Below are 23,784 nucleotides of genomic sequence, written 5' to 3'. Positions count from 1 at the left end.
ATGTGATGACCATGCGGCTGTACCTCTGTGAAAAACCCTCCCAGGCCAAGGATATCGCGGCCGTGCTCGGCGCCAGTCGGCGTGGCGACGGGTGCTGGCTGGGTAACGGGGTCACAGTCACCTGGTGCATCGGTCACCTGTTGGAAACCGCCCCACCCGACGCCTACGACGCCAAATACAAGCGCTGGGTGCTGGCCGACCTGCCAATCGTGCCGGAAAAATGGAAGATGCTGGTCAAGCCCAAGACCGCCAGCCAGTTCAAGGCCGTCAAGCGTTTGCTCGGGGAAGCTCAGGAACTGGTGATCGCCACCGACGCCGACCGCGAAGGCGAAATGATCGCCCGGGAGCTGGTGGAGCATTGCCGCTATCGCGGGCCGATTCAGCGTTTGTGGTTATCGGCGCTGGATGACGCCTCCATTCGCAAAGCCCTCGCCGCCCTCAAACCCGGCGCCGAAACCTACAGCCTGTATCACTCGGCCCTCGGCCGCTCACGCGCCGACTGGTTGATCGGCATGAACATGAGTCGCTTGTTTACCTTGCTCGGGCGTCAATCCGGGTATCAAGGCGTATTGCCGGTGGGCCGCGTGCAAACCCCGACCTTGCGCCTGGTGGTGGACCGCGACCGCAGCATCGCCGACTTTGTGCCGGTGGCTTACTGGGCCATTGATGTCGACTTGCGGCATGAGCGCATGACCTTTACGGCTCAATGGCGGGCCGCTGAGGATGCCTGCGACGATCAAGGCCGCTGTCTTAACCCGCAACTGGCTCGCGATGCTGCCGATGCGATGACCAACGCCGCCAGCGCCAGGTTGGTCAAACTGCGTACCGAACGCGTGCGCGAGGTGGCGCCCCTGCCCTTCGACCTCGGCACGTTGCAGGAAATCTGTTCCAAGAAGCTCGGCCTCGGCGCCCAGGAAACCCTGGACATCGCGCAGTCCCTTTACGAAACCCACAAAGTCATCACCTACCCTCGCAGTGATTGCGGCTACCTGCCGCTCAGCCAACACAGTGATGCGCCGAAGATCTTGGCCGCGCTGGCCCGCGCGGATGCGGCGGTGAATGAGTTGATGCCGCATATCAACCCGCAACGCCGCTCGCGGGCCTGGAACGACGCCAAGGTCAGCGCGCACCACGGCATCATTCCTACGGGTGCCGGTAAGGACGTCGCGCAACTGGCCGGCAAACACCGTGCGGTCTACACGCTGATTCGCGCGCGTTACCTGGCGCAGTTCCTGCCCAACCATGAATACGATCGCACCCAGGCGGATTTCGATTGCGCCGGCCAAGCCTTGCGCGCGGTAGGCAAAGTCATCATCGAGCCGGGCTGGAAACGCGCCCTGCCCGAGGCGCTGGCGCCTGCCAAAGGCCGTGAAGCTCCTGCACCGCAGGCCTTGCCGACCTTGGTGCAAGGCCAGAATTACGCGGTGGCCAAGGTCAACCTCAAGGACCTCTGGACCCAGCCGCCCAAGCCCTTCACCGAGGGCGACCTGATCAAGGCGATGAAAAACGTCGCCAAACTGGTGGAAGACCCACTGCTCAAGCAAAAGCTCAAGGACACCACCGGCATCGGCACCGAAGCCACCCGCGCGGGGATTATCCAGGGTTTGCTCGACCGGGGTTATCTGGTCAAAAACGGCAAGGCACTGTCAGCCACTCCGGCGGCGTTCAGCCTGATCGACGCGGTGCCTCGGGCGATTGCCGACCCAGGCACCACCGCGATCTGGGAGCAGGCGCTGGACATGGTGCAAAGCGGTGAAATGAGCCTGGAAGAATTCGTCGCCAAGCAGGCGGCCTGGATGAGCAAACAAGTGGCACGCTGCAATGGCATGCGCATGACCATCACCGGCCCAGCCAGCCCGGCAGGCCGAGGTGCTACGCCGTGGAAAAACAAGCGCAAGGCTGCACCGCGCAAGACGACAGGCGCTCCAAAGCGGGCGAAAAAGCCGAAAAGTGCCGGCTGAATAGCGAAATAATCCGGCGAATGACGTTTTTCGACGGGTTTAACGCCGCTTTGGGCCTTGCGGCGCTGTAGCCCGTCTAGGATTCTGTAAGGGACTCGCTGACTTCCTAATAACAACACCGGAGTGGCCGCCATGAAAACCGTTGCACAACTGCTCAAAGCCAAGGACCAGAAGAACCAGGACGTCCATACCATTCAATGGGACCACACGGTCTTTGAGGCGCTGGTGCGGATGTCAGAGAAAAACGTCGGGGCCTTGCCGGTGGTCAAAGACGGCGCGGTTGTCGGAATCATCAGCGAACGTGATTACGCCCGCAAACTCATCCTCAAGGGACTCTCTTCGGTTACCACAAAGGTCCATGAGGTGATGAGTTCACCGGTCATCACCGTGGATACCCATAAAAGTGTCGAAGAATGCATGAACATCATGACCGACAGTCACTTGCGCCACCTCCCAGTGGTCGAAGACGGCGAACTGAAGGGCCTGCTGTCCATCGGTGACTTGGTAAAAGAGGCCATTGCCGAACAGACCGACTTGATCAAACAGCTGGAGCAGTACATCCGCGGCGAATAGGGGAACCCATGCTCGATACGCTGGACCATCAAGAAAATCACCTCGACACCCTGTACCGGGCCATGGCTGAACGACGCTTTTTGGTCTTGACCGGTGCAGGTATCAGCACGTCATCGGGCATCCCGGATTATCGCGACAGCGAAGGCGTGCGCCGTGGCAAGGCGCCGATGATGTACCAGGAATTCCTCGCCACCGCGCAAGCGCGTCGCCGCTATTGGGCACGCGCCATGCTGGGTTGGCCACGGGTGCGTATTGCGCAGCCGAACCAGGCTCATCTGGCGCTGGCCACGCTGCAGCAGCGTGGCCGTATCAGCGGGCTAATCACGCAAAACGTCGACACCCTGCATGATCAGGCCGGCAGCCATGATGTGATCGAACTGCATGGCAGCCTGCATCGTGTGCTGTGCCTGGACTGCCAGCAGCGCAGTACCCGCGATGTGATTCAGCGGCAAATGGAAATCGACAATCCTTACCTGGTGCAGGTCCACGCGGTGCAGGCGCCCGACGGTGACACCCTGCTCGATCCGACCTTTGAAGAACGCTTCCAGGTTCCTCGCTGCCCCCATTGCAATGGCGAGCGCTTGAAGCCAGACGTTGTGTTTTTTGGCGAGAACGTGGCACCGGCTACGGCAGCCAGGGCCATGGCCGCCGTGGAGCATGCAGACGGGCTGCTGGTGGTGGGTTCTTCGCTAATGGCCTATTCGGCGTTTCGTCTGTGCAAGGCGATGGTGGAGCAAGGCAAGCCGGTAATTGCCATCAACCTGGGCAAGACCCGTGGGGATGAGCTGTTGCAGGTGAAAATCGAGGCGTCATGCGAGCGGTTGTTGCCCCTGCTCGCCGAACGACTGAGTTAGCAAAACCACCGAAAATCCAACTGTGGGAGCTGGCTTGCCTGTGATAGCGGTGTATCAGTTAACAAGTCTTTGGCTGACACACCGCGATCGCAGGCAAGCCAGCTCCCACAGGGATTGCGCGTTGGATTGGCTATCTGCCCACCACGACCCACCGCACAAAAAATGACGCCCAAGTCACGTTTTCCCGCATTCTCCCGTCCCCACAGCAATTTATGTAGTGACTAAAAATAATCACTACATAATCGTTGACGTAACCTTTTTGTCCTTGCATTATCGAGACGTCTCCCGGATCGGGAGCGTTGGTAACACGCGTTTTGAACAAGCTCGTCTGACCGCCGAGCTGTTTTTTCCGGATGTGCACTGCCCACAAGGCAGATTGATGAAGCTGACCGGCCCGCAAGGATCGGTACAAGGAGCTCAAACGCTGCTTGTCTTCGTGATGAAACCATTACGTAGCCGCTCATCAGCAAGACTACATGCATCAGGTTCAAGACCCTGCCCGTATTCGGCAGACCGTTACTGACGCCCGGTTTTCGCAACCGGAGACAACTAAGCAGTTTTAACGAACCAACTGATAGATCGCCAACTGGTCAAGGGGCTTACACATGAATCTGAACAACCAACCAACTATCGATGAATTGGCTGAGATGTTCGCAGCGCAAAAAGACAAACTCGACGACCATATCCTGTGGGTTGGCAAGTCGGGCGAAGTCAAAATTGACTGCCTGGCGCCCCACACCGAAGAAGCCGAGTTTGACCGCACTCACCGTGAACTCGCGGCGCGCCTGAAGATGTACCGCCGCGGCCAGGGTTATGTCGGCAAGAAAGCGGCGGCCGATCGAAACTTCATTGAGCAAGTATTCGACACACTTAACAATGCCTGGGCATCTTTCAAGGATAACTCGCAAGTTAAAGTGATCGACCGCTACTACTAAGTAAAACTTGCCCACTGTGGGAGCTGGCTTGCCGGCGATAACGGTTTAACTGCCAACACTTTTGTTGAATGTTAACTGGCTATCGCAGGCAAGCCAGCTCCCACATTTGTTTTGTGGCACGCTCAAAACGTCGGGAAACGTCCCTTCGCCGCTTCGTCGCGAAAAATATCAAACAACACCTGCGCCGCCGCCGACAGTTCATGACCGGGTTTGGTGAGTACGCCAATCGGCCGCTCGATCACCGGATCGCTCAAGGTGATGCAATGGGCGCCCGCCTCCTCCATCTGACGTGCGCACAATGCAGGCACGGCGCTGACACCCAGGCCACTGGCAACCATCTTGCCGACCGTGGCCAATTGATGGCTTTCCAACGCCACCGGCAATTTCATCTGCAAGGCCCCAAGGTGCTCCTCCAGCATCACGCGCACCGTCGAGGGCCGTTGCAGGGTGATGAACGGGTGTTCCAACAGGGTTTTCCAGTCGACTTCGGTACATTGCGCCAAGGGCGAATCACCGGGCACCACCGCAATAAACCGGTCCAGGTATAAAGGCGTGAATGCCAGGGACGAACCTTCGGATGGCTCGAACGCCACGCCCAGCTCCACTTGGCGATCGCGGACCATTTCCAGCACCTGTTCATTGATCAGGTCATGCACCGTCACATTCACCTGCGGGTAACGTGCGCGGAATATCTTAAGAATCGGTGGCAGCAGGTTGCCCGCAAACGAAGGCATCGCCGCCACGGTGACGCGGCCACGCTGCAGGGTGAAACGCTGACGCAGTTCGTCTTCGGCATTGTCCCAGTCGGCAATCAACCGGCGCGCCAACGGCAGCAGCGATTCACCTTCGGGTGTCAGTGCGACGTTGCGGGTATTGCGGCTGAACAGGCGCCCACCCAGGCCCTCCTCCAAGCCCTTGATGGTCAGGCTCAGCGCCGATTGGGAAAGGTGCAGGCGCTCGCAGGCGGCGGCAAAACTCAGGCTTTGGGCCACGGCGAGAAAGGCGCGCATCTGTTTGACGGTCATGAGGCTGCTCCGGGCGGCGATTGGACTATGCTGTTTTCTAAATCAATCAACCTTAAAAAACAACTTAACAAATCAATCCGTCGGCGCAACACTCAGTTCATTGGCTGGCCCACAAACAATAAAAGAGGTGCATATGGCAGGTTTCGATAAACGCGTGGCGTCCTATGAAGAAGCACTGGCAGGCCTGGAAGACGGCATGACCGTGCTCTCCGGTGGTTTTGGCCTGTGCGGCATTCCAGAAAACCTCATCGCCGAGATCAAGCGCAAAGGCACCCGCGACCTGACCGTGGTTTCCAACAACTGCGGCGTCGACGGGTTTGGCCTGGGTGTACTGCTGGAAGAAAAGCAGATCAGCAAGGTAATCGCCTCCTACGTCGGTGAAAACGCGCTGTTCGAGAAGCAACTGCTCAGCGGCGAAATCGAAGTGGTGCTCACGCCCCAAGGCACCCTGGCCGAAAAAATGCGCGCAGGCGGCGCCGGCATCCCGGCCTTCTTCACCGCCACCGGCGTCGGCACTCCGGTGGCCGAAGGCAAGGAGACCCGCGAGTTCAACGGTCGCCCGTACCTGATGGAAGAGTCCATCACCGGCGACTTCGCCATTGTCAAAGGCTGGAAAGCCGACCACTTCGGCAACGTCATCTACCGCCATACCGCGCAGAACTTCAACCCGCTGGCGGCTACTGCGGGCAAGATCACCGTGGTCGAAGTTGAAGAAATCGTCGAACCGGGCGAGCTGGACCCGGCGCATATCCACACCCCAGGGATTTACGTCGACCGAGTCATTTGCGGCACCTTCGAGAAGCGCATCGAACAGCGCACCGTCCGCAAATAATCCGCCAGCCCAAATAATAAGGAGACAACACATGGCTCTTACCCGCGAACAAATGGCTCAACGCGTCGCCCGCGAAATGCAGGACGGTTTCTACGTCAACCTCGGCATCGGCATCCCGACCCTGGTGGCCAACTACATCCCCGAAGGCATGGAAGTGATGCTGCAATCGGAAAACGGCCTGCTCGGCATGGGCCCGTTTCCCACCGAAGAAACCATCGATGCCGACATGATCAACGCCGGCAAACAAACTGTGACCGCACGCATCGGCGCCTCGATCTTCTCCTCTGCCGAGTCCTTCGCAATGATTCGCGGCGGGCATGTCGACCTCACCGTGCTCGGCGCATTTGAAGTGGACGTGCAAGGCAACATCGCGTCGTGGATGATCCCCGGCAAGCTGGTCAAGGGCATGGGCGGCGCCATGGACCTGGTGGCCGGTGCAGAAAACATCATCGTGATCATGACCCACGCGTCCAAGGACGGGGAGTCCAAACTGCTCAGCCAATGCAGCCTGCCGCTGACCGGCGCCAAGTGCATCAAGCGCGTGCTGACAGACCTTGCGTACCTGGAAATCGAAAATGGCGCTTTTGTCCTCAAGGAACGCGCACCTGGCGTCAGCGTTGAAGAGATTGTGAGCAAGACCGCCGGTAAACTGATCGTCCCGGACCACGTTCCAGAAATGCACTTCCAGTGAGGACAGATTCCATGCAAGACGTCGTGATTGTTGCTGCCACCCGCACCGCCGTGGGCAGCTTTCAAGGAGCGCTGGCCAGCATTCCGGCACCGGAGTTGGGCGCGGCCGTGATCCGTCGCCTGCTGGAGCAGACCGGTCTGGACCCGGCTCAGGTCGATGAAGTGATCCTCGGCCAGGTACTGACCGCAGGCAGCGGCCAGAACCCGGCGCGCCAGGCCTCTATTCTGGCGGGTCTGCCCCATGCGGTGCCGGCTTTGACCCTGAACAAGGTCTGCGGCTCGGGCCTCAAAGCCCTGCACCTGGGTGCCCAAGCCATCCGTTGTGGTGACGCTGAGGTGATCATCGCCGGCGGCATGGAGAACATGAGCCTGGCGCCGTACGTATTACCCGCTGCGCGCACCGGTTTGCGCATGGGCCACGCCAAGATGCTCGACAGCATGATCACTGACGGCCTGTGGGATGCGTTCAACGACTACCACATGGGCATCACCGCCGAGAACCTGGTGGACAAGTACGGCATCAGCCGTGAAGCCCAGGACGCCTTCGCCGCCGCCTCCCAGCAGAAAGCCGCCGCCGCTATCGAAGCCGGCCGGTTTGTCGATGAGATCACTCCGATCCTGATTCCACAGCGCAAGGGTGATCCGTTGTCCTTCGCCGTGGATGAGCAACCGCGCGCCGGCACCACAGCCGAGTCGCTGGCCAAGCTCAAGCCCGCGTTCAAGAAAGAGGGTAGCGTCACCGCCGGCAACGCCTCCAGCCTCAATGACGGCGCCGCCGTTGTCTTGTTGATGAGCGCCGAAAAAGCCAAGGCTCTCGGCCTGCCGGTGCTGGCGCGTATCGCCAGCTACGCCAACGCCGGCGTGGACCCTGCGATCATGGGCATCGGCCCGGTCTCGGCTACCCGCCGCTGCCTGGACAAAGCCGGTTGGAGCCTGGGTGACCTGGACCTGATCGAAGCCAACGAAGCCTTCGCCGCGCAATCTCTGGCGGTGGGCAAAGAGCTGGAGTGGGATGCGAACAAGGTCAACGTCAACGGCGGCGCCATCGCCATCGGCCACCCGATCGGCGCCTCAGGCTGCCGCGTGCTGGTGACCCTGCTGCATGAAATGATCAAGCGCGACGCCAAGAAAGGCCTTGCCACCTTGTGCATCGGCGGCGGCCAAGGGGTAGCCCTGGCCCTCGAGCGCAGTTGATCTAAAGAGCAGCAGGCTAATTGTGGCGAGGGAGCTTGCTCCCGTTGGGCTGCGCAGCAGCCCCTGTCGACAAGAGCAACATGAGAAAAGGCTCGATTCCACGAAAAATCGGGCCTTTTCTTTGCCCGGTTTTCCTGAAAAAAAACAATACTCATGTGGGAGCTGGCTTGCCTGCGATAGCGGTGTGTCAGCCAAGCAGTTGTTACCTGACACACCGCTATCGCAGGCAAGCCAGCTCCCACATTTAATCTTCATCGTCAGAGTGAGGTACCGCAAACACCGCATTCGCCCGTGCCACCACCTTGTCCCCCACTTGCAGGCTCACAGTGGCAAACGCCATCTGCCGGCCACGCTTGTGGTGCTCCAGCCGCACCACAATCCACTCCCCCACCTGCACGGCACCCAGGTAGTCCAGGGTCATGCTAGCAGTTATCAACGGTAACGGCGGTTCGCTGGAAAACGCCATCGCATAGCCCATGCCGACATCCGCCAGCGTTGCCAACACCCCACCGTGCACCGTGCCGCGCCCATTGGCGTGGCGGTTGTCGGCACGCAGGCCGATTTCCAATTGCAACCCTTCACCCCGGCAATACGCCGGACCTAACAGGTCGAGCAACGGGCTGCTGCGTGGCAGCGAGACAAACCCTTCGGGCACGGTGTAAGTGATCATGGCGAGCTCTTCCTTGGCCAAAACACGAGGTGTACCCCAGCCTCCCCAAGTTCACCATCAAGATCAGCCAAGCCAATGATCAACAATCAGCTAACGCTTCATGCAACGCTGATAGCGCTCATCCACACGCTTGGCAAACCACGCGGTAGTGAGGTTGCGGGTGATCTTCGGACTCTTGAGCACGATGCCCGGCAAAATCGCGCGCGGCACAGGCTTGCCGGCAGCTTTGTCGGCCAGGGCAAATACGCGTTTGTAGAGGGTGGTTTCTTCGAAGTCGAGCTGCTCGCCCTTTTCCAGCTGGCTGCGGATGCTGGGGTTGCGCATATCCAGCTTCGCGCCCAGGGAACGCACCGCCAACTCGGTGGTGCCGGGCAGCAGTGAGCCATAACGAATCAGGTCCCCATCCAGCGCCAGCTCGGTGCCGCTGACTCGGCTGACAGCAGCCTGGAACGCGGCATTGCGGCTGGCATACCACCCCGCGTTGAAATCGGCAAAGCGGTACAGCGGCTGGTCGTAGCTCACCGGGTAACCGAGAAGATGCGTGATACCGAAGTACATGCCGCCACGACGGGTGAAGACTTCGCGACGAATTGTGCCATCCACGGCGTAGGGATAATCGCGAGCGTGTTGCTGCGCAAAATCGATGCTGACCTGCATGGGGCCGGCGGTGTGCACCGGGTTAAAGCCGCCGAACAAGGTATTACCCAGGGGCACCATGCTGATGAAATCGTCAAAAATGCCGCTCAAGTCCTTCTCTGTGCGCGCGGCATTCAAGCGCTCGGCGTAAGTCTTGCCGGTCGGCGAACGCAGTTGCAGCGTGGTACGCACCACAAAGGCCGGCACATGGACCTTGCCGGCGCGGCGCAGGATTTCATCCTGGGCGATCTTGCCCATGTTCGGCACCGGCGGGTCTACCTGATAGGTGGACTCTTGCTCGGTCACCGCCAGCACAGCGCAGATATTTTCGCTGCTGGGGTAGATTTTCTGGGTGTCGAAGGCGGTGTAGATGTCTTTGGCCCAGCCGTTGCGGTCCGCCACCGTGGCCGGTAACAGCCGCACAATCTGCGCCTTCACCTCGGCCTCGCTGCGCTCAGGCTGCTGCGGGCCGCGTGGAGTGGAGCAGCCGGCCAGCACCAGCAAGGTGGTGAGGCACAGGATCAGGCGGCTTGAATACATGGGGTTTCCTTGAATAACGACGGGCCGGTTGTGCGGATATCGACAGGTAAGTCTAACCGGGGTTCGCCGACCTGTTGCACTCGCCAGTTATCACTGAACGTGACAGGATCGGTCATCGACCATTCGTACAAGGAGTTTGAATGCCATGCTCAGCCTGAACTTCTTCGTCACCTGCCTGATCGTCGTGCTGATCCCCGGCACTGGGGTGATCTTTACCGTGTCCAACGGCCTCACTGCCGGCAAGCGTGCCAGCCTGTTCGCCGCGTTGGGCTGTACTGCCGGGATCATTCCCCACTTGCTCGCATCGATAGTGGGCCTTTCCGCCCTGCTGCATACCAGCGCCCTGGCCTTTGAGGCGTTGAAATTCGCTGGGGCGGCCTACCTTTTGTATCTGGCCTATGCCACCTGGCGTGACCGCTCGGCCTTCGCCATGAGCGACACACCAGCGGTCGCGACTGCACGCAGCCTGATGCTGCGCGGCTTTCTGCTGAATATCCTGAACCCCAAGCTGACGATTTTCTTCCTGGCCTTCCTGCCGCAATTCGTCACCCCCGGCAGCACGGCGCCCGCTGTGCAGATGCTGGTACTAAGTGGCGTTTTCATGGCGATGACGTTTGCGGTGTTTGTGGTGTACGGCCTGCTGGCCAATGTGTTTCGCCGTGCCGTGATCGAGTCACCACGGGTACAGAATTGGTTGCGCCGCAGTTTTGCCGCAGCCTTTGCGGGGTTGGGGTTGAACCTGGCGTTTGCGCAGCGCTGACAAGAACTAGCGAAACCTCCTACCCAACACCCGGATAAGCTCTACAGATCCTTCCTGAAAACCGCTGCAAAGTCCTTCGCCTGATCACACAGTGCGAGGGATTGCAGATGGTTTTGTTAGTTAGAGCCCAGGCCAAAGGGGCTAGCGCTTGAACCCGGCCATTGGCAGGCTGGCCCTGACCCCAATGGACGTGAAGACGGTCGACGTTGAAAGCGTCTTCCGTGATTTTCGCGAATGCCTGAATACCTTTGACGAATGGGCGTCGAGCTTCTGGAGCTTCTCGGCGCTGGATGTCGAGCAGGTGTTCAAGGTCGGGGATGAGGTGGCGCTGGTCGCCCCGATCAACCGCTCCATCATTCCCAGTAGCACCGTTGCCACGTGCCAGGCCAATGGCACGTTGACCCTGGTGCATATGTTCCAAAGCAAGCGCTTCGTGCCTATCGGCAATACGCCGGTGGTGCTGCAACGCGTCGATCCCAACGGCGGCCCATTGGGCGAGCCGATCCACCACACCATCGGCCCCAGCGGCATTCTCGAAATCACCGAGTGTGATCGTAATCAATCGTATCGAATCAGTTTTTACCCCGATGTTTCCAAAGATCACGTCAAGGCACTGTACGCGTCTTATCAGTCAGTGATTGCGGGGTTGGAAGAGCGCCTGCGTAAAGCGTGGAACGACACCTTCCAAGCGCAGTGGAGAATTTATACCGACGCCAAACCGCTTGATCAACGCAGGATGCTGGAGAAAGCGGCTCTCAATGGCATGGGCACGGCGCTCTACACCCTTTGGGACAACTTGACGCAGCTGTTTGACATGTTGGCGGACATCAAGCCCAACAGCGAAAAGTTGCTCAAGTACATCTCCCAGGCCGAGCTTGATGAGCTGCTGACACTCAGCAATGACGCGATCGCCAACGGCCTGCTGGTACTCAGCGATGAGCCGCTGTTGTTCATTTACGTGTCGGCGATGGTCAGCTGGATGCGCCTGCTGCCGCCGCAAGACTTGCAGGAGCTGATGGGCGAAATCACCGGCGAGGTGTTGATCAACTTGCTGTTGATTCGGGCGACGGCGGGCATGGGCGTGGCAGTACGCCTGGGCACTCAAGTCCTCGGGCACATCAAGTCCGGACGGGCGCGGAGTTTGCTCGAGTTGCTGGCAAAACAGCATGTGGGGCCGACGTTGGAGCCACATGTAGCGGCGGTTAAACCCTTGTTGCTGAGCAGTGCCCCGACGCCGATCAAGACCGTGCCGGTTGCGCCGCTGAAGGCTGGGGACCAGTTGGTTGCCAACCCGGTGCCGGCGGTGCGCAGCAAGACGCAGCAGACCGCGTTGGTGCGCCAGGAACCTGTGGATGATGTGCCGGCTTCGGGCAAGAACCTGAATGGCGATGCGGCGGCTCCGGCCGACAGAACCGTTACCAACGGCTGCCCGGTGTCGATGGTCACCGGCGAGGAATTGCTGACGCTCACAGACGGCACGTTGGATGGGGTTTTGCCGTTTGAGTGGACGCGGTTGTATCGCACCAGTGCAGTGGAAGTGGATTGCGGGTTGGGGTTTGGTTGGAGTCATTCGCTGGCGCAGCGGCTTTCTGTTTCCGGTGATTCGGTGGTGTGGACGGATCATGAGAATCGTCGTACCGAGTTTGTGCTGCCCTCCGCTGCTCGACCGGCGATTACCAATAGCTTGGCTGAAGCGGCGATCTACTTGGGCGATTTGCCCGATGAACTGGTGCTGGCCCAGGCGTCGCGGTTCTACCACTTTCAAGAGGGTGTGCTGACAGCCATCAGCGATGCATATGACAACCGGTTGCGGGTTTTCCGCGATCGTTTGGGGCGGGTTGAGCGGCTGGACAATGGTGTAGGTCGCTCGCTGTTTCTGCGGTACGAGTCGGGCCGCATTGTGGCGGTGGACTATCAGGTTCATCGGGCCAAAGGGCATGAGCCGTTTGAGTGGGTGACCGAGCAGAGCATTGTTTCCTACGCCTATGACGACCTTGGCCGACTGGTTTCTGCAACCAATGCGGTAGGCGAAAGCGAGGTTTATCGGTACGACGAGCAGCACGTCATTCTTGAGCGCGGGCTGGCCGGTGGGGCGAGTTTCTTTTGGGAATGGGAACGGGCTGGCAAGGCGGCGCGGTGTGTTCGGCACTGGGCCAGCTTCTCGCAGATGGATACGCGGTATGCCTGGGGGGATGACGGCCGTGTCACGGTGCATAACGCTGATGGCAGCCGGGAAGTGTATGTCCACGATGACCGTGCGCGACTGGTGCAGCGCATTGATCCGGACGGTGCTGAACACTTCAAGTCTTATGACGATAAGGGCCGGCTGACAGTCGAGCAGGACCCGCTTGGGGCGGTGACGGCGTACCAGTACGACGAAGCCGGACGCTTGGTGGCGCTGTTTCCGGGGGACGATGAGCCGACGTCCTACGAGCATGACAACGGGTTCGTACGGGTCGTAAGGCGTGGTCTCGCCGTCTGGAAATATGAGCGCAATGATCAAGGCGACGTCACGCGTAAGACGGATCCTGACGGCAATATTACGGACTACAGCTACAACAAATATGGGCAGCTGACGGGGGTTTGGTTTCCCGATAACAGTTGCCATCGGCTGGTCTGGAATGAGCGCGGGCAGTTGCTTGAGGAGCTGCTGCCTAATGGGGGTATCAAGCGTTATCGCTATGACGACCTTGGTCGGCAGGTTGCCCGCGAGGATGAACAGGGAGCGCTGACCCAGTATCAGTGGGACAGCGTGGGTAGGTTGATTCGTGTCGTACCTCCAGGCGCCGCAACGCGCGAATACAGCTACAACGCCTACGGAAAAATCACCGCCGAACACGACGAACTCGGCCACGTCACCCGCTACGAATACGCCGACGGCCTGCACCTGATCAGCCGCCGAATCAACGCCGATGGCAGCCACGTTAAGTATCACTACGACAATGCACGCCTGCTGCTGACCTCAATCGAGAACGAGGCAGGCGAAACCTACCGGCTCGATTACCACCCCAACGGCCTGATCCAGCAGGAAATCAGCTTTGACGGCCAGCGCACGGCCTATGTGTATGACCTCAACGGCAACCTGGCGGAAAAAACCGAACACGGCGACGACGGCAGTCAGCTCGTAACCCACTACGCGCGAGACCACGCCGGCCGCCTCGTAAGAAAAACCCTGCCAGACGGCAATGTTGTCGACTATGCCTACGACCGCCAAGGCAACCTCCTAAGCGTCGACGACGGCCACTGGGCGCTGGCCTACGAATACGACCCACAAAACCGCCTCACCGCCGAACACCAAGGCTGGGGCACCTTGCGCTACGGCTATGACGCCTGCGGCCAACTGCACAAACTGCGCCTGCCAGACAACAACCGCCTTACCTTCAACCACGACAAAGGCGGCCACCTTTCCACCGTCGAGCTGAATGGCGAAACCCTCACCTCCCACCTGTTCAAAACCGGCCGCGAACACCAACGCCAGCAGGGCCAGCTCCTCAGTCACTACCACTACGACGACCAAAACCGCCTGCACGCCCACGCCGTCAGCCAACAGCAACACACCCTTTACCAACGCCAATACGACTACGACAAAAGCGGCAACCTCACCCGCCTGCTCGACACCCGCAAAGGCGAACACCACTACCACTACGACCCCCTCGCCCGCCTGACCCGCGCCGACCACTCGCAAGACGTGCAGGAACGCTTCGGCCACGACCCGGCCGGCAACCTGCTGATGCAAGACCGCCCCGGCCCGGACATCGTGGCGGGGAACAGGTTGATGATCCAAGGCGATCATCATTATGACTATGACGCCTTCGGTAATTTGATCCGACAGCGGCGCGGCAAGGGTCATCAGCTCGTCACCGAGTACCGCTACGACTGCCAGCATCGGCTGGTGGGTATTACTCAACCAAACGGGCAAACCGCCAGCTATCGCTATGACCCATTTGGACGGCGGGTCAGCAAAACCGTTAACGACATAACCACGGAGTTTTTCTGGCAAGGCGACAAGCTGGTGGCAGAACACCACGCGGATCGGCATCGCAGCTACCTCTACGAGCCAGACAGTTTTCGCCCGTTGGTACTGCTGGAAGGCTTTGGCCCTCAAGACACCAAACCCTTCCACTACCAACTCGACCACCTGGGCACGCCGCAGGAACTGACAAACCCCGAAGGCGAAATCGTCTGGTCCGCGCACTACCGCGCCTACGGGGAAATCGCCCGCCTCGACGTCGGAAAAATCGATAACCCGCTGCGCTTCCAGGGCCAATATTTCGATGCGGAAAGCGGGCTGCACTACAACCGCCATCGCTACTACAATCCGGATATTGGTCGTTACCTGACGCCGGACCCGGTGAAGCTGGCGGGTGGGATTAATACGTACCAATACGTGCCGAACCCTACCGGGTGGGTGGATCCGCTAGGTTTGAACTCGTGCCCTGGTGAGCATGGCTGTAAATCAAAATCTGAAGCGGTAGACATCGCCAAAGCGAAAGTAAACAAGGGAGAGCCCAAACAGCCAGCCAGCAACAGCGAATACTTATTCCGTGGCGATGACAAAACTCCAGACCGTATTTTTCAATATGGTTTTAAAAGCAAGGGCGACAGCAATGACTTATACTTGCACGCGCTCGACAGCAACAACCCACCGAGCAACTTCATAAGTACTTCTCCCTCGAAACTTATCGGAATTGATTTTGCGACCGAATACGGAACTCGAAAAGGCTTTCTCTACGCGCTAAAAAAGATTCCCGGTCGTGACGTTAACAAAGAATTAGGAAAATTAGCTCCTTTTGACAATGAAGCCGAAATAGCTATACAAAGCAAGATAAATACAGAAGACATTTTGGGTGCGACGCCTATGAAACGAGATGGCAGCTATGTGGGATATTCGATTCCAAACCCAAACAGGAAAATAAAATGAAAACAAAAAAAATCAAAGCCATAGTAAATGGTGTAGAAAAATACGTCACTTTCAAGTATGACTCAGCCCATATAAAGTTAAAGTTTTCCGAAGCAGATAATTTTGCGAAAGTATACACAGCAGAAGACATGTACAAATGCTTGGCAAAAGTTAGAATAGAATTCCCTCATATAAAGTTTCTTTGCAAAGGCGCAAAAATCAATGTCAGGCCTTCTAGCATGGCCTCGCAGATGAGTGGAGGAATGGTTGCTTATGAATTAACTCTTGGAAAACGCGCTACACGAGAAGATTTGGTCAACATATTTGACTTTGAAGAACATAACCTCACGAGCGATCCAAACGAGCAATATAATTTTTACAAAGAATGGATAACGTCTATAGGTGCAGATCGAACTGAGGCCCTTGATCCAAAAGAAAGTAACGACTGACGAAATCAGTCAATACCAACCCTGTGGCGAGATACTCACTCGCCACAGGCCTACAAACCAAATCAGATCCCGGCCAACGCTATGATTTGGATTTGGGTGAAGCCAGCGTCGTCGAGTACGCAGCCGGTCGCCTGGACTTGGCCGTGCATGGGCGCCGACGCAGGCGGCTACGGCTTGTTTGCCGAGGTTGACCTGATTAATCCCAATAGAAGTTAGAAAGTGAAAAAATTAGAGATCACCACAATCAGAAATTCGATTCGCGAAAATGCGACCATCGAGTGTGATGGAAAAACAGCAACGCTCTCGATAACGTTCGCGAACGGCGTAAAAGAAACTTACACCGACATTGACATCTATATATGTTTCGGCCTAATGAGAAAAGACTTTAGCGACATAAAATTCCTCTGTAAAGGCGCTAAAATCAATGTATATCCTTCGGCAATGTGCTCACAAATGTCTAGTGGATTGGTTGCTTACGAAACAAAACTAGGTGATCCGGACGCGAAGCTCGTTCGTATATTCGATTATGAAGAAAATGAACTCACAAACGACATTAACGAGCAAATTGCGTATCGCACACTATGGTCTGAATCACTGTATGCATAGCTTCAAGCTCCTGTGACGAGCACCCTCGCTCGCCACAGGCCCAAAACCCAAAATCAGATCCCAGCCAACGCCAAATCCATCGCAAAATACGTAAAAATCAAATCCGCGCCAGCCCGCTTGATCGACCCCAACGTTTCGCGCACCACCCGGGCCTCATCAATTGCGCCTGCCTGGGCGCCAAACTTGATCATCGCGTATTCGCCACTCACCTGATACGCCGCCACCGGCAAGCGTGAGGCTTCGCGAATGTCGCGGATGATGTCGAGGTAGGCGCCAGCCGGTTTGACCATCAGCGCATCGGCGCCTTCCTGTTCGTCGAGCAGGGACTCGCGTACGGCTTCGCGGCGGTTCATTGGGTTCATCTGGTAGCTTTTGCGGTCGCCCTTGAGGGCGCTGCCGCCGGCTTCGCGGAATGGGCCGTAGAGGGCCGAGGCGAATTTGGTGGAGTAGGCCATGATCGGGATATGGGTGAAGCCCGCGTCGTCCAAGGCACGGCGAATGGCCTGGACCTGGCCGTCCATGGCGGCCGACGGTGCGATGACATCGGCGCCGGCGCGGGCGGCGGCCACGGCTTGTTTGCCGAGGTTGACCAGGGTCGCGTCGTTGTCGACGTGGGCGCCGTGCATCACGCCGCAGTGGCCGTGGTCGGTGTATTCGCAGAAGCAAGTGTCGGACATCACGATCATGTCCGGCACGGCGTCCTTGATGATCGAGGACATGCGCGAGACCAGGCCGCGCTCTTTCCAGGTGTCGCTGCCGTTGGCGTCCAGGTGGTGGGACACGCCGAAGGTCATCACCGACTTGATCCCGGCACGGGCATAACGCTCGATTTCACCGGCCAGTTTTTTCTCAGGAATACGCACCACGCCCGGCATGCTGGTAATCGGCACAAAGTCGTCGATTTCTTCTTCGACAAAAATCGGCAGTACCAGGTCGTTGAGGGTGAATTCGGTTTCCTGGAACAGGCCACGCAGCTCCGGGGAGCGGCGCAGGCGGCGAAGACGGGCTTGGGGGAACTGGCTGGTCATGGCTTTCCTGGATAGCGGCAGAATAGTTGGGGCAAAAGCTTATGCCCCTTGGCCCCCGCAGCACAAACGCCCAGGGGCCAATAGTGTATTGCGTGGGCCGTAACAATATATTGATCTAGAGCTGGACTCGCCCTTCGATGCACGCCGCCACTGCGCCGCCCACCCAGATTTCATCACCTTGGCGCTCCACGTGAATTCGCCCGGCACGCCCAATCGCGGTGCCCTGGCTGACCACATACCGCTCGGGCGCGAGGCCTTCGGCCAGCAACCATTGGGCAACACCGGCATTCAAACTGCCGGTGGCCGGGTCTTCCTGGGCGCCGTCACCGGCGATAAAAGCGCGCACTTCAAAGTGGCTGTCCACCTCGTCACGCGCCGGGTCACAGGGCGCGATGACGCCAATGGCCAGGCCGTGCAATTGCGCGTAATCGGGCTGCAAGGCCAACACCTGCTCGCGGTCGGCCAGCATCACCGCCAGCCAGTCCGCGCCGTTATCCACCCACTGGCTGCGCACAATGGCCTCAGGTGCCAGGCCCAACCCCAGGCGCACGCGCTCCAGCAGGGGCGCTTCCACCGGCCCTGTGCGCAACAACGGCGGTGCAATAAACGCCAGTTCATCGCCTTGGCGACGGACACGCACCAGGCCGATTTCGCACTCCTGGATAATCTCCTCACCCTTGGGCACGCCACCTGCCTGCAGCCACGCATGGCAACTGCCCAGGGTCGGGTGCCCGGCGAACGGCAGCTCTTTAAGCGTGGTAAAAATTCTTACCCGATAATCCGCCCGAGGGTCACGCGGCGTCAGCAAAAACGTGGTCTCGCTGAGGTTGGTCCAGTTGGCGAAGTCGGCCATTTGCTGGTCCGTGAGGCTATCGGCGCCGAGCACGACCGCCAAGGGGTTGCCCTTGAGCGAAACCCGGCTGAACACATCCAGTTGCTTGAAATCGAAAGTCGGCATGTCTTAGCTCGGAATACTCAGGCCACGAATCACCGCCGGGCGGGCGACAAAACCGTCCAGTGCACGCAACACATTAGGGAAATCAGCGATGCCAACCAAGTCGCCGGACTCGTAGAAACCGATCAAGTTGCGGATCCATGGGAAGGTGGCAATGTCGGCGATGCTGTATTCATCACCCATGATCCAGGTGCGGCCCAGCAAGTGTTTTTCCAGCACGCCGAGCAAACGCCGAGATTCGGCGGCGTAGCGATCACGTGGGCGTTTGTCTTCGTATGCTTTGCCGGCAAACTTGTTGAAGAACCCGACCTGACCAAACATCGGGCCGATACCGGCCATCTGGAACATCAGCCACTGCAGGGTTTCGTAACGGGTGGCCGGGTCTTCGGAGAGCAACTGGCTGGTTTTTTCCGCCAGGTAAATCAGGATCGCCCCGGACTCGAACAACGCCAGCGGCTGACCGCTCGGGCCATTGGGGTCGATGATCGCCGGGATTTTATTGTTGGGGTTCAGGGACATGAACTCTGGCGACAACTGGTCCTGGGTCTCGAAACTGACCTTATGTGCTTCATAAGGCAGGCCCAGTTCCTCCAGCATGATCGACACTTTGACCCCATTGGGCGTGGGCAGCGAATACAGCTGCAAGCGCTCCGGGTGCTGGGCGGGCCATTTGCTGTTGATCGGGAAAGCGGCAAGTGCGTTCATCGGGAAGTCCCCCAGGCTCAAAGTCCCCATAATAGCCACCTGCACGCCGTCCTGCATGGGTCATCATTGCGCAACATAGCCGCGCTATGGTGCGCACAGGCGAACCAAAGAGCCGATTCACACTCTTAACTGCGCCATGACGGTGAAAGGAGATACGCCGTAACAATCACAGGTTAAACCGCAGCACGCCGGATGCGTCGCTGGGGCCAGGCTTGCCCGCCTTAATCGCCGCACTGAAGACTCGAACCTACAATGACAATCAAGCCTCTGTGCCTTGCGCAACGTCTTAAACGTTATGCCTACATCATGTTGCCGCTGTTGCTGGTGGGCGGCGCCATCGGTCTGACCCTGGAGTCGCGAATCAGCCGCGCCGCGCCGGTGGACGGTGTGCAAACCCTGGTGTTCCTGCGCCACGGCGAAAAACCCGTCGGCGGCCTCGGCCAGCTCAATTGCCAGGGTTTGAACCGCGCGATGAACCTGGCCACCGTGCTGCCGGAAAAATTCGGCAAGGCCAACTACGTATTTGCGCCCAACCCGACGCGCAATGTCGAGGAAGGCGAGCACGACAACTCCTACAGCTACATTCGCCCCCTGATGACCATCAGCCCCAGCGCCATCAAGCTCGGCCTGCCGGTGAACATCAAGTTCTCCGCCAATGACACCCACGACCTCGCCGATGAGCTGGTGGAAGACAAGTACCACAATTCCATCATCTACACCGCCTGGTCACACGGTTATTTGCCGGAGCTGATCAACCGGGTGGCCAGTGAAGCCTCGGGTGAAAAACACACCATCACGGACGATTGGTCCGGTGGCGATTACGACACGCTCTATGTACTGACACTGACCTGGCACAACGGCAAGGCTTCGCTGCTGAGCCGCAACTACAAGCAAGGCCTGGATAACGGCGAGCAGACATGCCCGGCAGCAACCCAAGTGAGCGCGGATATCTGAAGCCCTGCAGATAGAGCCCACGCTCCCGCGTAGGAATTCACTCCGTAACGCTCAACTTTCACCCTGCGCGAGGTTCAGGTGCTGGGGCCAGCGTCTCGACGCAGAGCGTCTCAGCCTGCATTCCCACGCAGGAGCGTGGGAACGATCGGTGGTAGGCGCGTATGATGGCCCGCTATTGAATCATCTGCGGACCTGCACCATGCCCAACCTCATCTCCACCCAGCCCAACCGGGGCTGGTCGTTCTGGTGGAAACCAGCGCTGTTCATATTGGTGGCCTGCATCGGCCTCTATTACGTGAAGTGGTCGCCCTACTACCTCAAGGCCTTTGTCGCTGCGGATAACCACAGCATCGGCGCCTCGATTCTCAACGATCAGCAAAGCGCGCCTTTGGCCGCGGCATTGGCCTATGCCCAGGTGTATTTCCTGGCGATCTGGAAAGCTGCCGTATTGGCGGTGATTCTGGGGTCACTGCTGCAAGTGTTGATCCCCCGCGACTGGCTATTGCGCCTGTTTGGCCGCGCCGGGCTGGGTTCGACCCTGCGTGGCGGGCTGTTCGCCTTGCCGGGGATGATGTGCAGTTGCTGCGCGGCCCCGGTGGCAGCGGGCATGCGCCGTCAGCAGGTGTCGGTGGGCGCGGCGCTGGCCTTCTGGATCGCCAACCCGGTGCTGAACCCGGCAACCTTAGTGTTCATGGGCTTTGTGCTGGGTTGGGGCTTTACCGCGTTACGCCTGGTGGCGGGGATTGTGCTGGTGGTGGGCGTGTCGCTGGTCGCACAACGCATTGCCCGTCCCGACCATGTGCCGGAAGCGGCACTGGACGCAGTGGCTGACGCGAGTCAGACCGAGTCGCAGCCATTTTTGAGCCGGTGGCTGCGGACTCTGTGGCAGCTGTTCTGGAGCACGATCCCGATCTATATCGTCGCCGTGCTGATTCTGGGCGCCGCGCGGGTGTGGCTGTTTCCCCATGTCGACGGGGCCATGGCCAATAGCCTGGTGTGGCTGATACCGCTGGCCATCGTCGGCACGCTGTTCGTCATTCCTACGGCAGCCGAGATTCCTATCGTACAAACCATGATGACATTGGGCATGGGCACCGGCCCGGCCGTGGCGTTGCTGATGACCTTGCCCAGCGTGAGCCTGCCGTCGCTGTTGATGCTGCGCAAGGACTTCGACGCGCGGGTGCTGGTGACGGTGGCCGGGCTGACCATGCTGGTGGGGGTGGTGTGTGGGTTGATCGGGGCGGTGATTCTTTAGGCTTTGTTGTGGGCTTAGGGCCTAATCGCAGGCAAGCCAGCTCCCACATGTTGATCTGTGAATGCAGTCAAATGTGGGAGCTGGCTTGCCTGCGATGAGGCCCTCAAACCCACCGCATCACCCCCGCCTGGCAACCCGCTCGCGCAAGTACGCCACCACCGCGCCCTGCTCCCCGGCAAACTCGATTCGCGCGCCTTTGCTTTCACGCTGGAACGCATACATCGGGTCGTAATACTCGCGCAACAGGCCTTCGATCCACACCCGGTGTAAATCCACAGCACCGCTGCGCGCCTGCTCTGCCAGGGCATCTTGCAAAATGGCCTGCAAGCGCTGGAAGCGTTCGCCACCCAGGCGCTTGTGGATGTTGGCCAGGCTCTGGGTCAAGCGCTCGGCAAACAACGCCTGCCCGCCTTCGCCAAACACCGCGATAAATTCGGCGCAAAGATCAACCACGTAATCGCGCAGAATCCGTTCGACGCGGCCTTCAACACTGTCTTGCAGCCACACCACCGGGAAGGTCTGCATGCCCTTATGCAACGGCAACGGCAGTGCACAGCTGCCGATCATGCGGCTTTCGTCCTCGACCACAAACTGTTCGATACCGCCCGCGCGTTTCTTCAGCAGGTCCACCGCCAGGCGGTTCTCAAAGTCGATGTTGGACGGTTGCGCCGTCGCGCGCTTGCCGAAGCTGGAGCCGCGATGGTTGGCGTGCCCTTCAAGGTCCAAGGCATTGCGCAACTGGCTCAACACCTCGGTCTTGCCGGTCCCGGTCATGCCGCCGAGCAAGACGAAATCACACTCGGCCGTCGCTTGCTCGAGGGTCTCCAGCAGAAAGGTACGCATGGCCTTATAACCACCGCCGACACGCGGATAGTCGATACCCGCCTCGGTCTTCAACCATTGCTGCACGATCTGCGACCGCAGCCCGCCGCGAAAGCAGTACAGATAGCCGTCGGGGTTGGCCTGGGCGAACTGCGCCCAATGCTCGATGCGCTCGGCCTTGATGGCCCCGGACACCAACTGATGCCCCAGCACGATGGCCGCTTGCTGGCCTTGCTGTTTGTAGCAGGTGCCGACCCGTTGGCGTTCGTCGTCGGTCATCAGCGGCAGGTTGACCACACCGGGAAACGCCCCCTTGGTGAACTCGATCGGCGCGCGGGTATCCATCATCGGCCGATCGTTGAGGAAGATATCGCGGTAGTCGGTGATGTCAGTTGCCATCAAAACACCTCTACCGCGTGGGTCTGTCGCTCAACCAGTGCGCCGATTGGCTCAAGGCTCAGGCCCAGTTCTGCGGCCACAGAGTGAAACTCGGCGTCGCCCTCCGGGGTAACGGCGATCAGCAGGCCGCCGCTGGTCTGTGGGTCGCACAGCACGCGCTTGTGCAGTTCCTGCAGACGCCCCAGCTTGCTTGAATAGCTGTCGAAATTACGCAAGGTGCCACCGGGCATGCAGCCTTGGTCCAGGTAGTCCTCGATCCCGGCCAGGCGTGGGACTTTGGCATATTCGATGCGGGCGGTGAGACCACTGCCGTCGGCCATTTCCACCAGATGACCCAACAGGCCGAAACCGGTGACATCGGTCATTGCCGTTACGCCGGCCAACTTGCCAAAACGGCTGCCAGGCTTGTTGAGCGTGCACATCCAGTCACGGGCCAGGCCGATGTCCGCCTCGCGCAATTTGCCCTTCTTCTCGGCGGTGGTAAGGATGCCGATGCCCAGCGGTTTGGTCAGGTACAGCTTGCAACCCGCGGTGGCGGTGTCGTTGCGCTTCATATGGCGCTTTTGCACGATGCCGGTCACGGCCAGGCCGAAGATCGGCTCCGGCGCGTCGATAGAGTGCCCGCCGGCCAGCGGAATACCGGCGGCGTCGCACACCGAGCGGCCGCCACGGATCACTTCGCGGGCTACTTCCGGCGCCAGCACATTCACTGGCCAGCCCAGAATCGCAATGGCCATCAGCGGGTCGCCGCCCATGGCGTAGATATCGCTGATCGCGTTGGTGGCGGCAATACGGCCGAAGTCGAACGGATCATCGACAATCGGCATGAAAAAGTCGGTGGTGGAGACCACGCCGCGTTCGTCGTCGATGGCGTACACCGCCGCATCGTCACGCGAGGCGTTGCCCACCCACAGGTTGGGGTCGAGGTTCTGTGCGCCGCTGCCGGCGAGGATCACTTCCAGCACCTGGGGCGAAATCTTGCAGCCGCAACCCGCGCCGTGGCTGTACTGGGTGAGGCGAATCGGCTCGTTCATGGTGGAC

20 protein-coding genes are annotated in these 23,784 nt (G+C 59.2%); 12 read left to right on the top strand and 8 right to left on the bottom strand.

Annotation, left to right across the window (positions count from 1 at the left end):
• Positions 1-11 precede the first annotated feature (11 nt).
• The 4 genes from HBO41_RS17175 (at position 12) to HBO41_RS17160 (ending at position 4,323) form a co-directional block, all read left to right on the top strand.
• Positions 12-1,961 carry a DNA topoisomerase III gene (locus HBO41_RS17175; RefSeq protein ID WP_169987069.1) on the top strand — a complete coding sequence of 650 codons (1,950 nt, stop codon included), beginning with the start codon at positions 12-14 and terminating at the stop codon, positions 1,959-1,961.
• Positions 1,962-2,093: 132 nt separating this feature from the next.
• A complete protein-coding gene (locus HBO41_RS17170; protein ID WP_017135016.1) occupies positions 2,094-2,534 on the top strand; it encodes a CBS domain-containing protein in 441 nt (146 codons plus the stop codon).
• An 8-nt stretch (positions 2,535-2,542) separates the two neighbouring features.
• Positions 2,543-3,388, top strand: a complete 846-nt coding sequence (locus HBO41_RS17165) for an NAD-dependent protein deacetylase (protein ID WP_169987066.1) — start codon at positions 2,543-2,545, stop codon at positions 3,386-3,388.
• Positions 3,389-3,993: 605 nt separating this feature from the next.
• The gene (locus HBO41_RS17160) at positions 3,994-4,323 is read left to right on the top strand and encodes a hypothetical protein (protein ID WP_017135014.1); all 330 of its coding nucleotides are present in this window, start codon (positions 3,994-3,996) and stop codon (positions 4,321-4,323) included.
• Positions 4,324-4,445: 122 nt separating this feature from the next.
• Here the strand turns inward: HBO41_RS17160 and HBO41_RS17155 are convergent, their stop codons facing one another.
• A complete protein-coding gene (locus HBO41_RS17155) occupies positions 4,446-5,348 on the bottom strand; it encodes a LysR family transcriptional regulator (protein WP_017135013.1) in 903 nt (300 codons plus the stop codon).
• Between the two features lie 133 nt (positions 5,349-5,481).
• Here HBO41_RS17155 and HBO41_RS17150 point away from each other — a divergent pair, with 133 nt between their 5' ends.
• The 3 genes from HBO41_RS17150 to HBO41_RS17140 are packed head-to-tail and all read left to right on the top strand — an operon-like array spanning position 5,482 to position 8,064.
• Positions 5,482-6,180: a CoA transferase subunit A gene (locus HBO41_RS17150; RefSeq protein ID WP_017135012.1), complete on the top strand. Its 699-nt coding sequence runs from the start codon at positions 5,482-5,484 to the stop codon at positions 6,178-6,180.
• 31 nt (positions 6,181-6,211) lie between these two features.
• On the top strand, positions 6,212-6,871 hold the full coding sequence (locus HBO41_RS17145; RefSeq protein WP_017135011.1) for a CoA transferase subunit B: 660 nt from the start codon (positions 6,212-6,214) through the stop codon (positions 6,869-6,871).
• 11 nt (positions 6,872-6,882) lie between these two features.
• A complete protein-coding gene (locus HBO41_RS17140; RefSeq protein ID WP_138454037.1) occupies positions 6,883-8,064 on the top strand; it encodes an acetyl-CoA C-acetyltransferase in 1,182 nt (393 codons plus the stop codon).
• A gap of 244 nt (positions 8,065-8,308) precedes the next feature.
• Here HBO41_RS17140 and HBO41_RS17135 read toward each other — a convergent pair whose 3' ends face one another.
• Positions 8,309-8,734 (bottom strand): PaaI family thioesterase, encoded by a 426-nt coding sequence (locus tag HBO41_RS17135; RefSeq protein ID WP_099547658.1) that lies wholly within the window; start codon positions 8,732-8,734, stop codon positions 8,309-8,311.
• A 90-nt stretch (positions 8,735-8,824) separates the two neighbouring features.
• Positions 8,825-9,910, bottom strand: a complete 1,086-nt coding sequence (locus HBO41_RS17130; RefSeq protein WP_169987064.1) for a DUF1615 domain-containing protein — start codon at positions 9,908-9,910, stop codon at positions 8,825-8,827.
• Positions 9,911-10,055: 145 nt separating this feature from the next.
• On the opposite strand from HBO41_RS17130, the gene HBO41_RS17125 reads away from it, so the two are divergent.
• The 3 genes from HBO41_RS17125 (at position 10,056) to HBO41_RS17115 (ending at position 16,019) form a co-directional block, all read left to right on the top strand.
• The gene (locus tag HBO41_RS17125) at positions 10,056-10,670 is read left to right on the top strand and encodes a LysE family translocator (protein ID WP_169987062.1); all 615 of its coding nucleotides are present in this window, start codon (positions 10,056-10,058) and stop codon (positions 10,668-10,670) included.
• A 184-nt stretch (positions 10,671-10,854) separates the two neighbouring features.
• Positions 10,855-15,591, top strand: a complete 4,737-nt coding sequence (locus HBO41_RS17120) for an RHS repeat-associated core domain-containing protein (RefSeq protein WP_169987276.1) — start codon at positions 10,855-10,857, stop codon at positions 15,589-15,591.
• The gene (locus HBO41_RS17115; RefSeq protein WP_017137783.1) at positions 15,588-16,019 is read left to right on the top strand and encodes a hypothetical protein; all 432 of its coding nucleotides are present in this window, start codon (positions 15,588-15,590) and stop codon (positions 16,017-16,019) included. Before HBO41_RS17120 ends, HBO41_RS17115 begins: the two co-directional genes overlap by 4 nt.
• Before the next feature lie 659 nt (positions 16,020-16,678).
• Here the strand turns inward: HBO41_RS17115 and hemB are convergent.
• The 3 genes from hemB to HBO41_RS17100 all read right to left on the bottom strand — a co-directional run bounded on the left by hemB (position 16,679) and on the right by HBO41_RS17100 (position 19,313).
• Complete coding sequence (gene hemB / locus HBO41_RS17110) at positions 16,679-17,653, bottom strand: porphobilinogen synthase (RefSeq protein WP_169987060.1); 975 nt, start codon at positions 17,651-17,653, stop codon at positions 16,679-16,681.
• A gap of 115 nt (positions 17,654-17,768) precedes the next feature.
• A complete protein-coding gene (locus tag HBO41_RS17105; RefSeq protein WP_017137780.1) occupies positions 17,769-18,611 on the bottom strand; it encodes a PhzF family phenazine biosynthesis protein in 843 nt (280 codons plus the stop codon).
• 3 nt (positions 18,612-18,614) lie between these two features.
• Positions 18,615-19,313, bottom strand: a complete 699-nt coding sequence (locus HBO41_RS17100; RefSeq protein ID WP_017137779.1) for a glutathione S-transferase N-terminal domain-containing protein — start codon at positions 19,311-19,313, stop codon at positions 18,615-18,617.
• 252 nt (positions 19,314-19,565) lie between these two features.
• On the opposite strand from HBO41_RS17100, the gene HBO41_RS17095 reads away from it, so the two are divergent.
• Complete coding sequence (locus tag HBO41_RS17095) at positions 19,566-20,267, top strand: histidine phosphatase family protein (protein WP_169987058.1); 702 nt, start codon at positions 19,566-19,568, stop codon at positions 20,265-20,267.
• A gap of 199 nt (positions 20,268-20,466) precedes the next feature.
• On the top strand, positions 20,467-21,522 hold the full coding sequence (locus HBO41_RS17090) for a permease (protein ID WP_169987056.1): 1,056 nt from the start codon (positions 20,467-20,469) through the stop codon (positions 21,520-21,522).
• 117 nt (positions 21,523-21,639) lie between these two features.
• On the opposite strand, the gene mnmH is transcribed toward HBO41_RS17090, so the two are convergent.
• Complete coding sequence (gene mnmH / locus HBO41_RS17085; protein ID WP_169987054.1) at positions 21,640-22,743, bottom strand: tRNA 2-selenouridine(34) synthase MnmH; 1,104 nt, start codon at positions 22,741-22,743, stop codon at positions 21,640-21,642.
• Positions 22,743-23,777 carry a selenide, water dikinase SelD gene (gene selD / locus HBO41_RS17080; RefSeq protein ID WP_017134558.1) on the bottom strand — a complete coding sequence of 345 codons (1,035 nt, stop codon included), beginning with the start codon at positions 23,775-23,777 and terminating at the stop codon, positions 22,743-22,745. Before selD ends, mnmH begins: the two co-directional genes overlap by 1 nt.
• Positions 23,778-23,784: the final 7 nt, after the last annotated feature.

The sequence above is a fragment of the Pseudomonas sp. WS 5146 genome (assembly GCF_012985495.1).
Classification (GTDB): domain Bacteria; phylum Pseudomonadota; class Gammaproteobacteria; order Pseudomonadales; family Pseudomonadaceae; genus Aquipseudomonas; species Aquipseudomonas edaphica.
The sequence above is the reverse complement of the archived record's forward strand: the minus strand, read 5'-3'. Positions and strand labels throughout refer to the sequence as shown.

What these genes read in the sequence shown, in the direction of transcription:
- HBO41_RS17175 (WP_169987069.1), top strand. Translation starts at nt 12, where the DNA reads ATGCGGCTGTACCTCTGTGAAAAACCCTCCCAGGCCAAGGATATCGCG.
- HBO41_RS17170 (WP_017135016.1), top strand. Translation starts at nt 2,094, where the DNA reads ATGAAAACCGTTGCACAACTGCTCAAAGCCAAGGACCAGAAGAACCAG.
- HBO41_RS17165 (WP_169987066.1), top strand. Translation starts at nt 2,543, where the DNA reads ATGCTCGATACGCTGGACCATCAAGAAAATCACCTCGACACCCTGTAC.
- HBO41_RS17160 (WP_017135014.1), top strand. Translation starts at nt 3,994, where the DNA reads ATGAATCTGAACAACCAACCAACTATCGATGAATTGGCTGAGATGTTC.
- HBO41_RS17155 (WP_017135013.1), bottom strand. Translation starts at nt 5,348, where the DNA reads ATGACCGTCAAACAGATGCGCGCCTTTCTCGCCGTGGCCCAAAGCCTG.
- HBO41_RS17150 (WP_017135012.1), top strand. Translation starts at nt 5,482, where the DNA reads ATGGCAGGTTTCGATAAACGCGTGGCGTCCTATGAAGAAGCACTGGCA.
- HBO41_RS17145 (WP_017135011.1), top strand. Translation starts at nt 6,212, where the DNA reads ATGGCTCTTACCCGCGAACAAATGGCTCAACGCGTCGCCCGCGAAATG.
- HBO41_RS17140 (WP_138454037.1), top strand. Translation starts at nt 6,883, where the DNA reads ATGCAAGACGTCGTGATTGTTGCTGCCACCCGCACCGCCGTGGGCAGC.
- HBO41_RS17135 (WP_099547658.1), bottom strand. Translation starts at nt 8,734, where the DNA reads ATGATCACTTACACCGTGCCCGAAGGGTTTGTCTCGCTGCCACGCAGC.
- HBO41_RS17130 (WP_169987064.1), bottom strand. Translation starts at nt 9,910, where the DNA reads ATGTATTCAAGCCGCCTGATCCTGTGCCTCACCACCTTGCTGGTGCTG.
- HBO41_RS17125 (WP_169987062.1), top strand. Translation starts at nt 10,056, where the DNA reads ATGCTCAGCCTGAACTTCTTCGTCACCTGCCTGATCGTCGTGCTGATC.
- HBO41_RS17120 (WP_169987276.1), top strand. Translation starts at nt 10,855, where the DNA reads ATGGACGTGAAGACGGTCGACGTTGAAAGCGTCTTCCGTGATTTTCGC.
- HBO41_RS17115 (WP_017137783.1), top strand. Translation starts at nt 15,588, where the DNA reads ATGAAAACAAAAAAAATCAAAGCCATAGTAAATGGTGTAGAAAAATAC.
- hemB (WP_169987060.1), bottom strand. Translation starts at nt 17,653, where the DNA reads ATGACCAGCCAGTTCCCCCAAGCCCGTCTTCGCCGCCTGCGCCGCTCC.
- HBO41_RS17105 (WP_017137780.1), bottom strand. Translation starts at nt 18,611, where the DNA reads ATGCCGACTTTCGATTTCAAGCAACTGGATGTGTTCAGCCGGGTTTCG.
- HBO41_RS17100 (WP_017137779.1), bottom strand. Translation starts at nt 19,313, where the DNA reads ATGAACGCACTTGCCGCTTTCCCGATCAACAGCAAATGGCCCGCCCAG.
- HBO41_RS17095 (WP_169987058.1), top strand. Translation starts at nt 19,566, where the DNA reads ATGACAATCAAGCCTCTGTGCCTTGCGCAACGTCTTAAACGTTATGCC.
- HBO41_RS17090 (WP_169987056.1), top strand. Translation starts at nt 20,467, where the DNA reads ATGCCCAACCTCATCTCCACCCAGCCCAACCGGGGCTGGTCGTTCTGG.
- mnmH (WP_169987054.1), bottom strand. Translation starts at nt 22,743, where the DNA reads ATGGCAACTGACATCACCGACTACCGCGATATCTTCCTCAACGATCGG.
- selD (WP_017134558.1), bottom strand. Translation starts at nt 23,777, where the DNA reads ATGAACGAGCCGATTCGCCTCACCCAGTACAGCCACGGCGCGGGTTGC.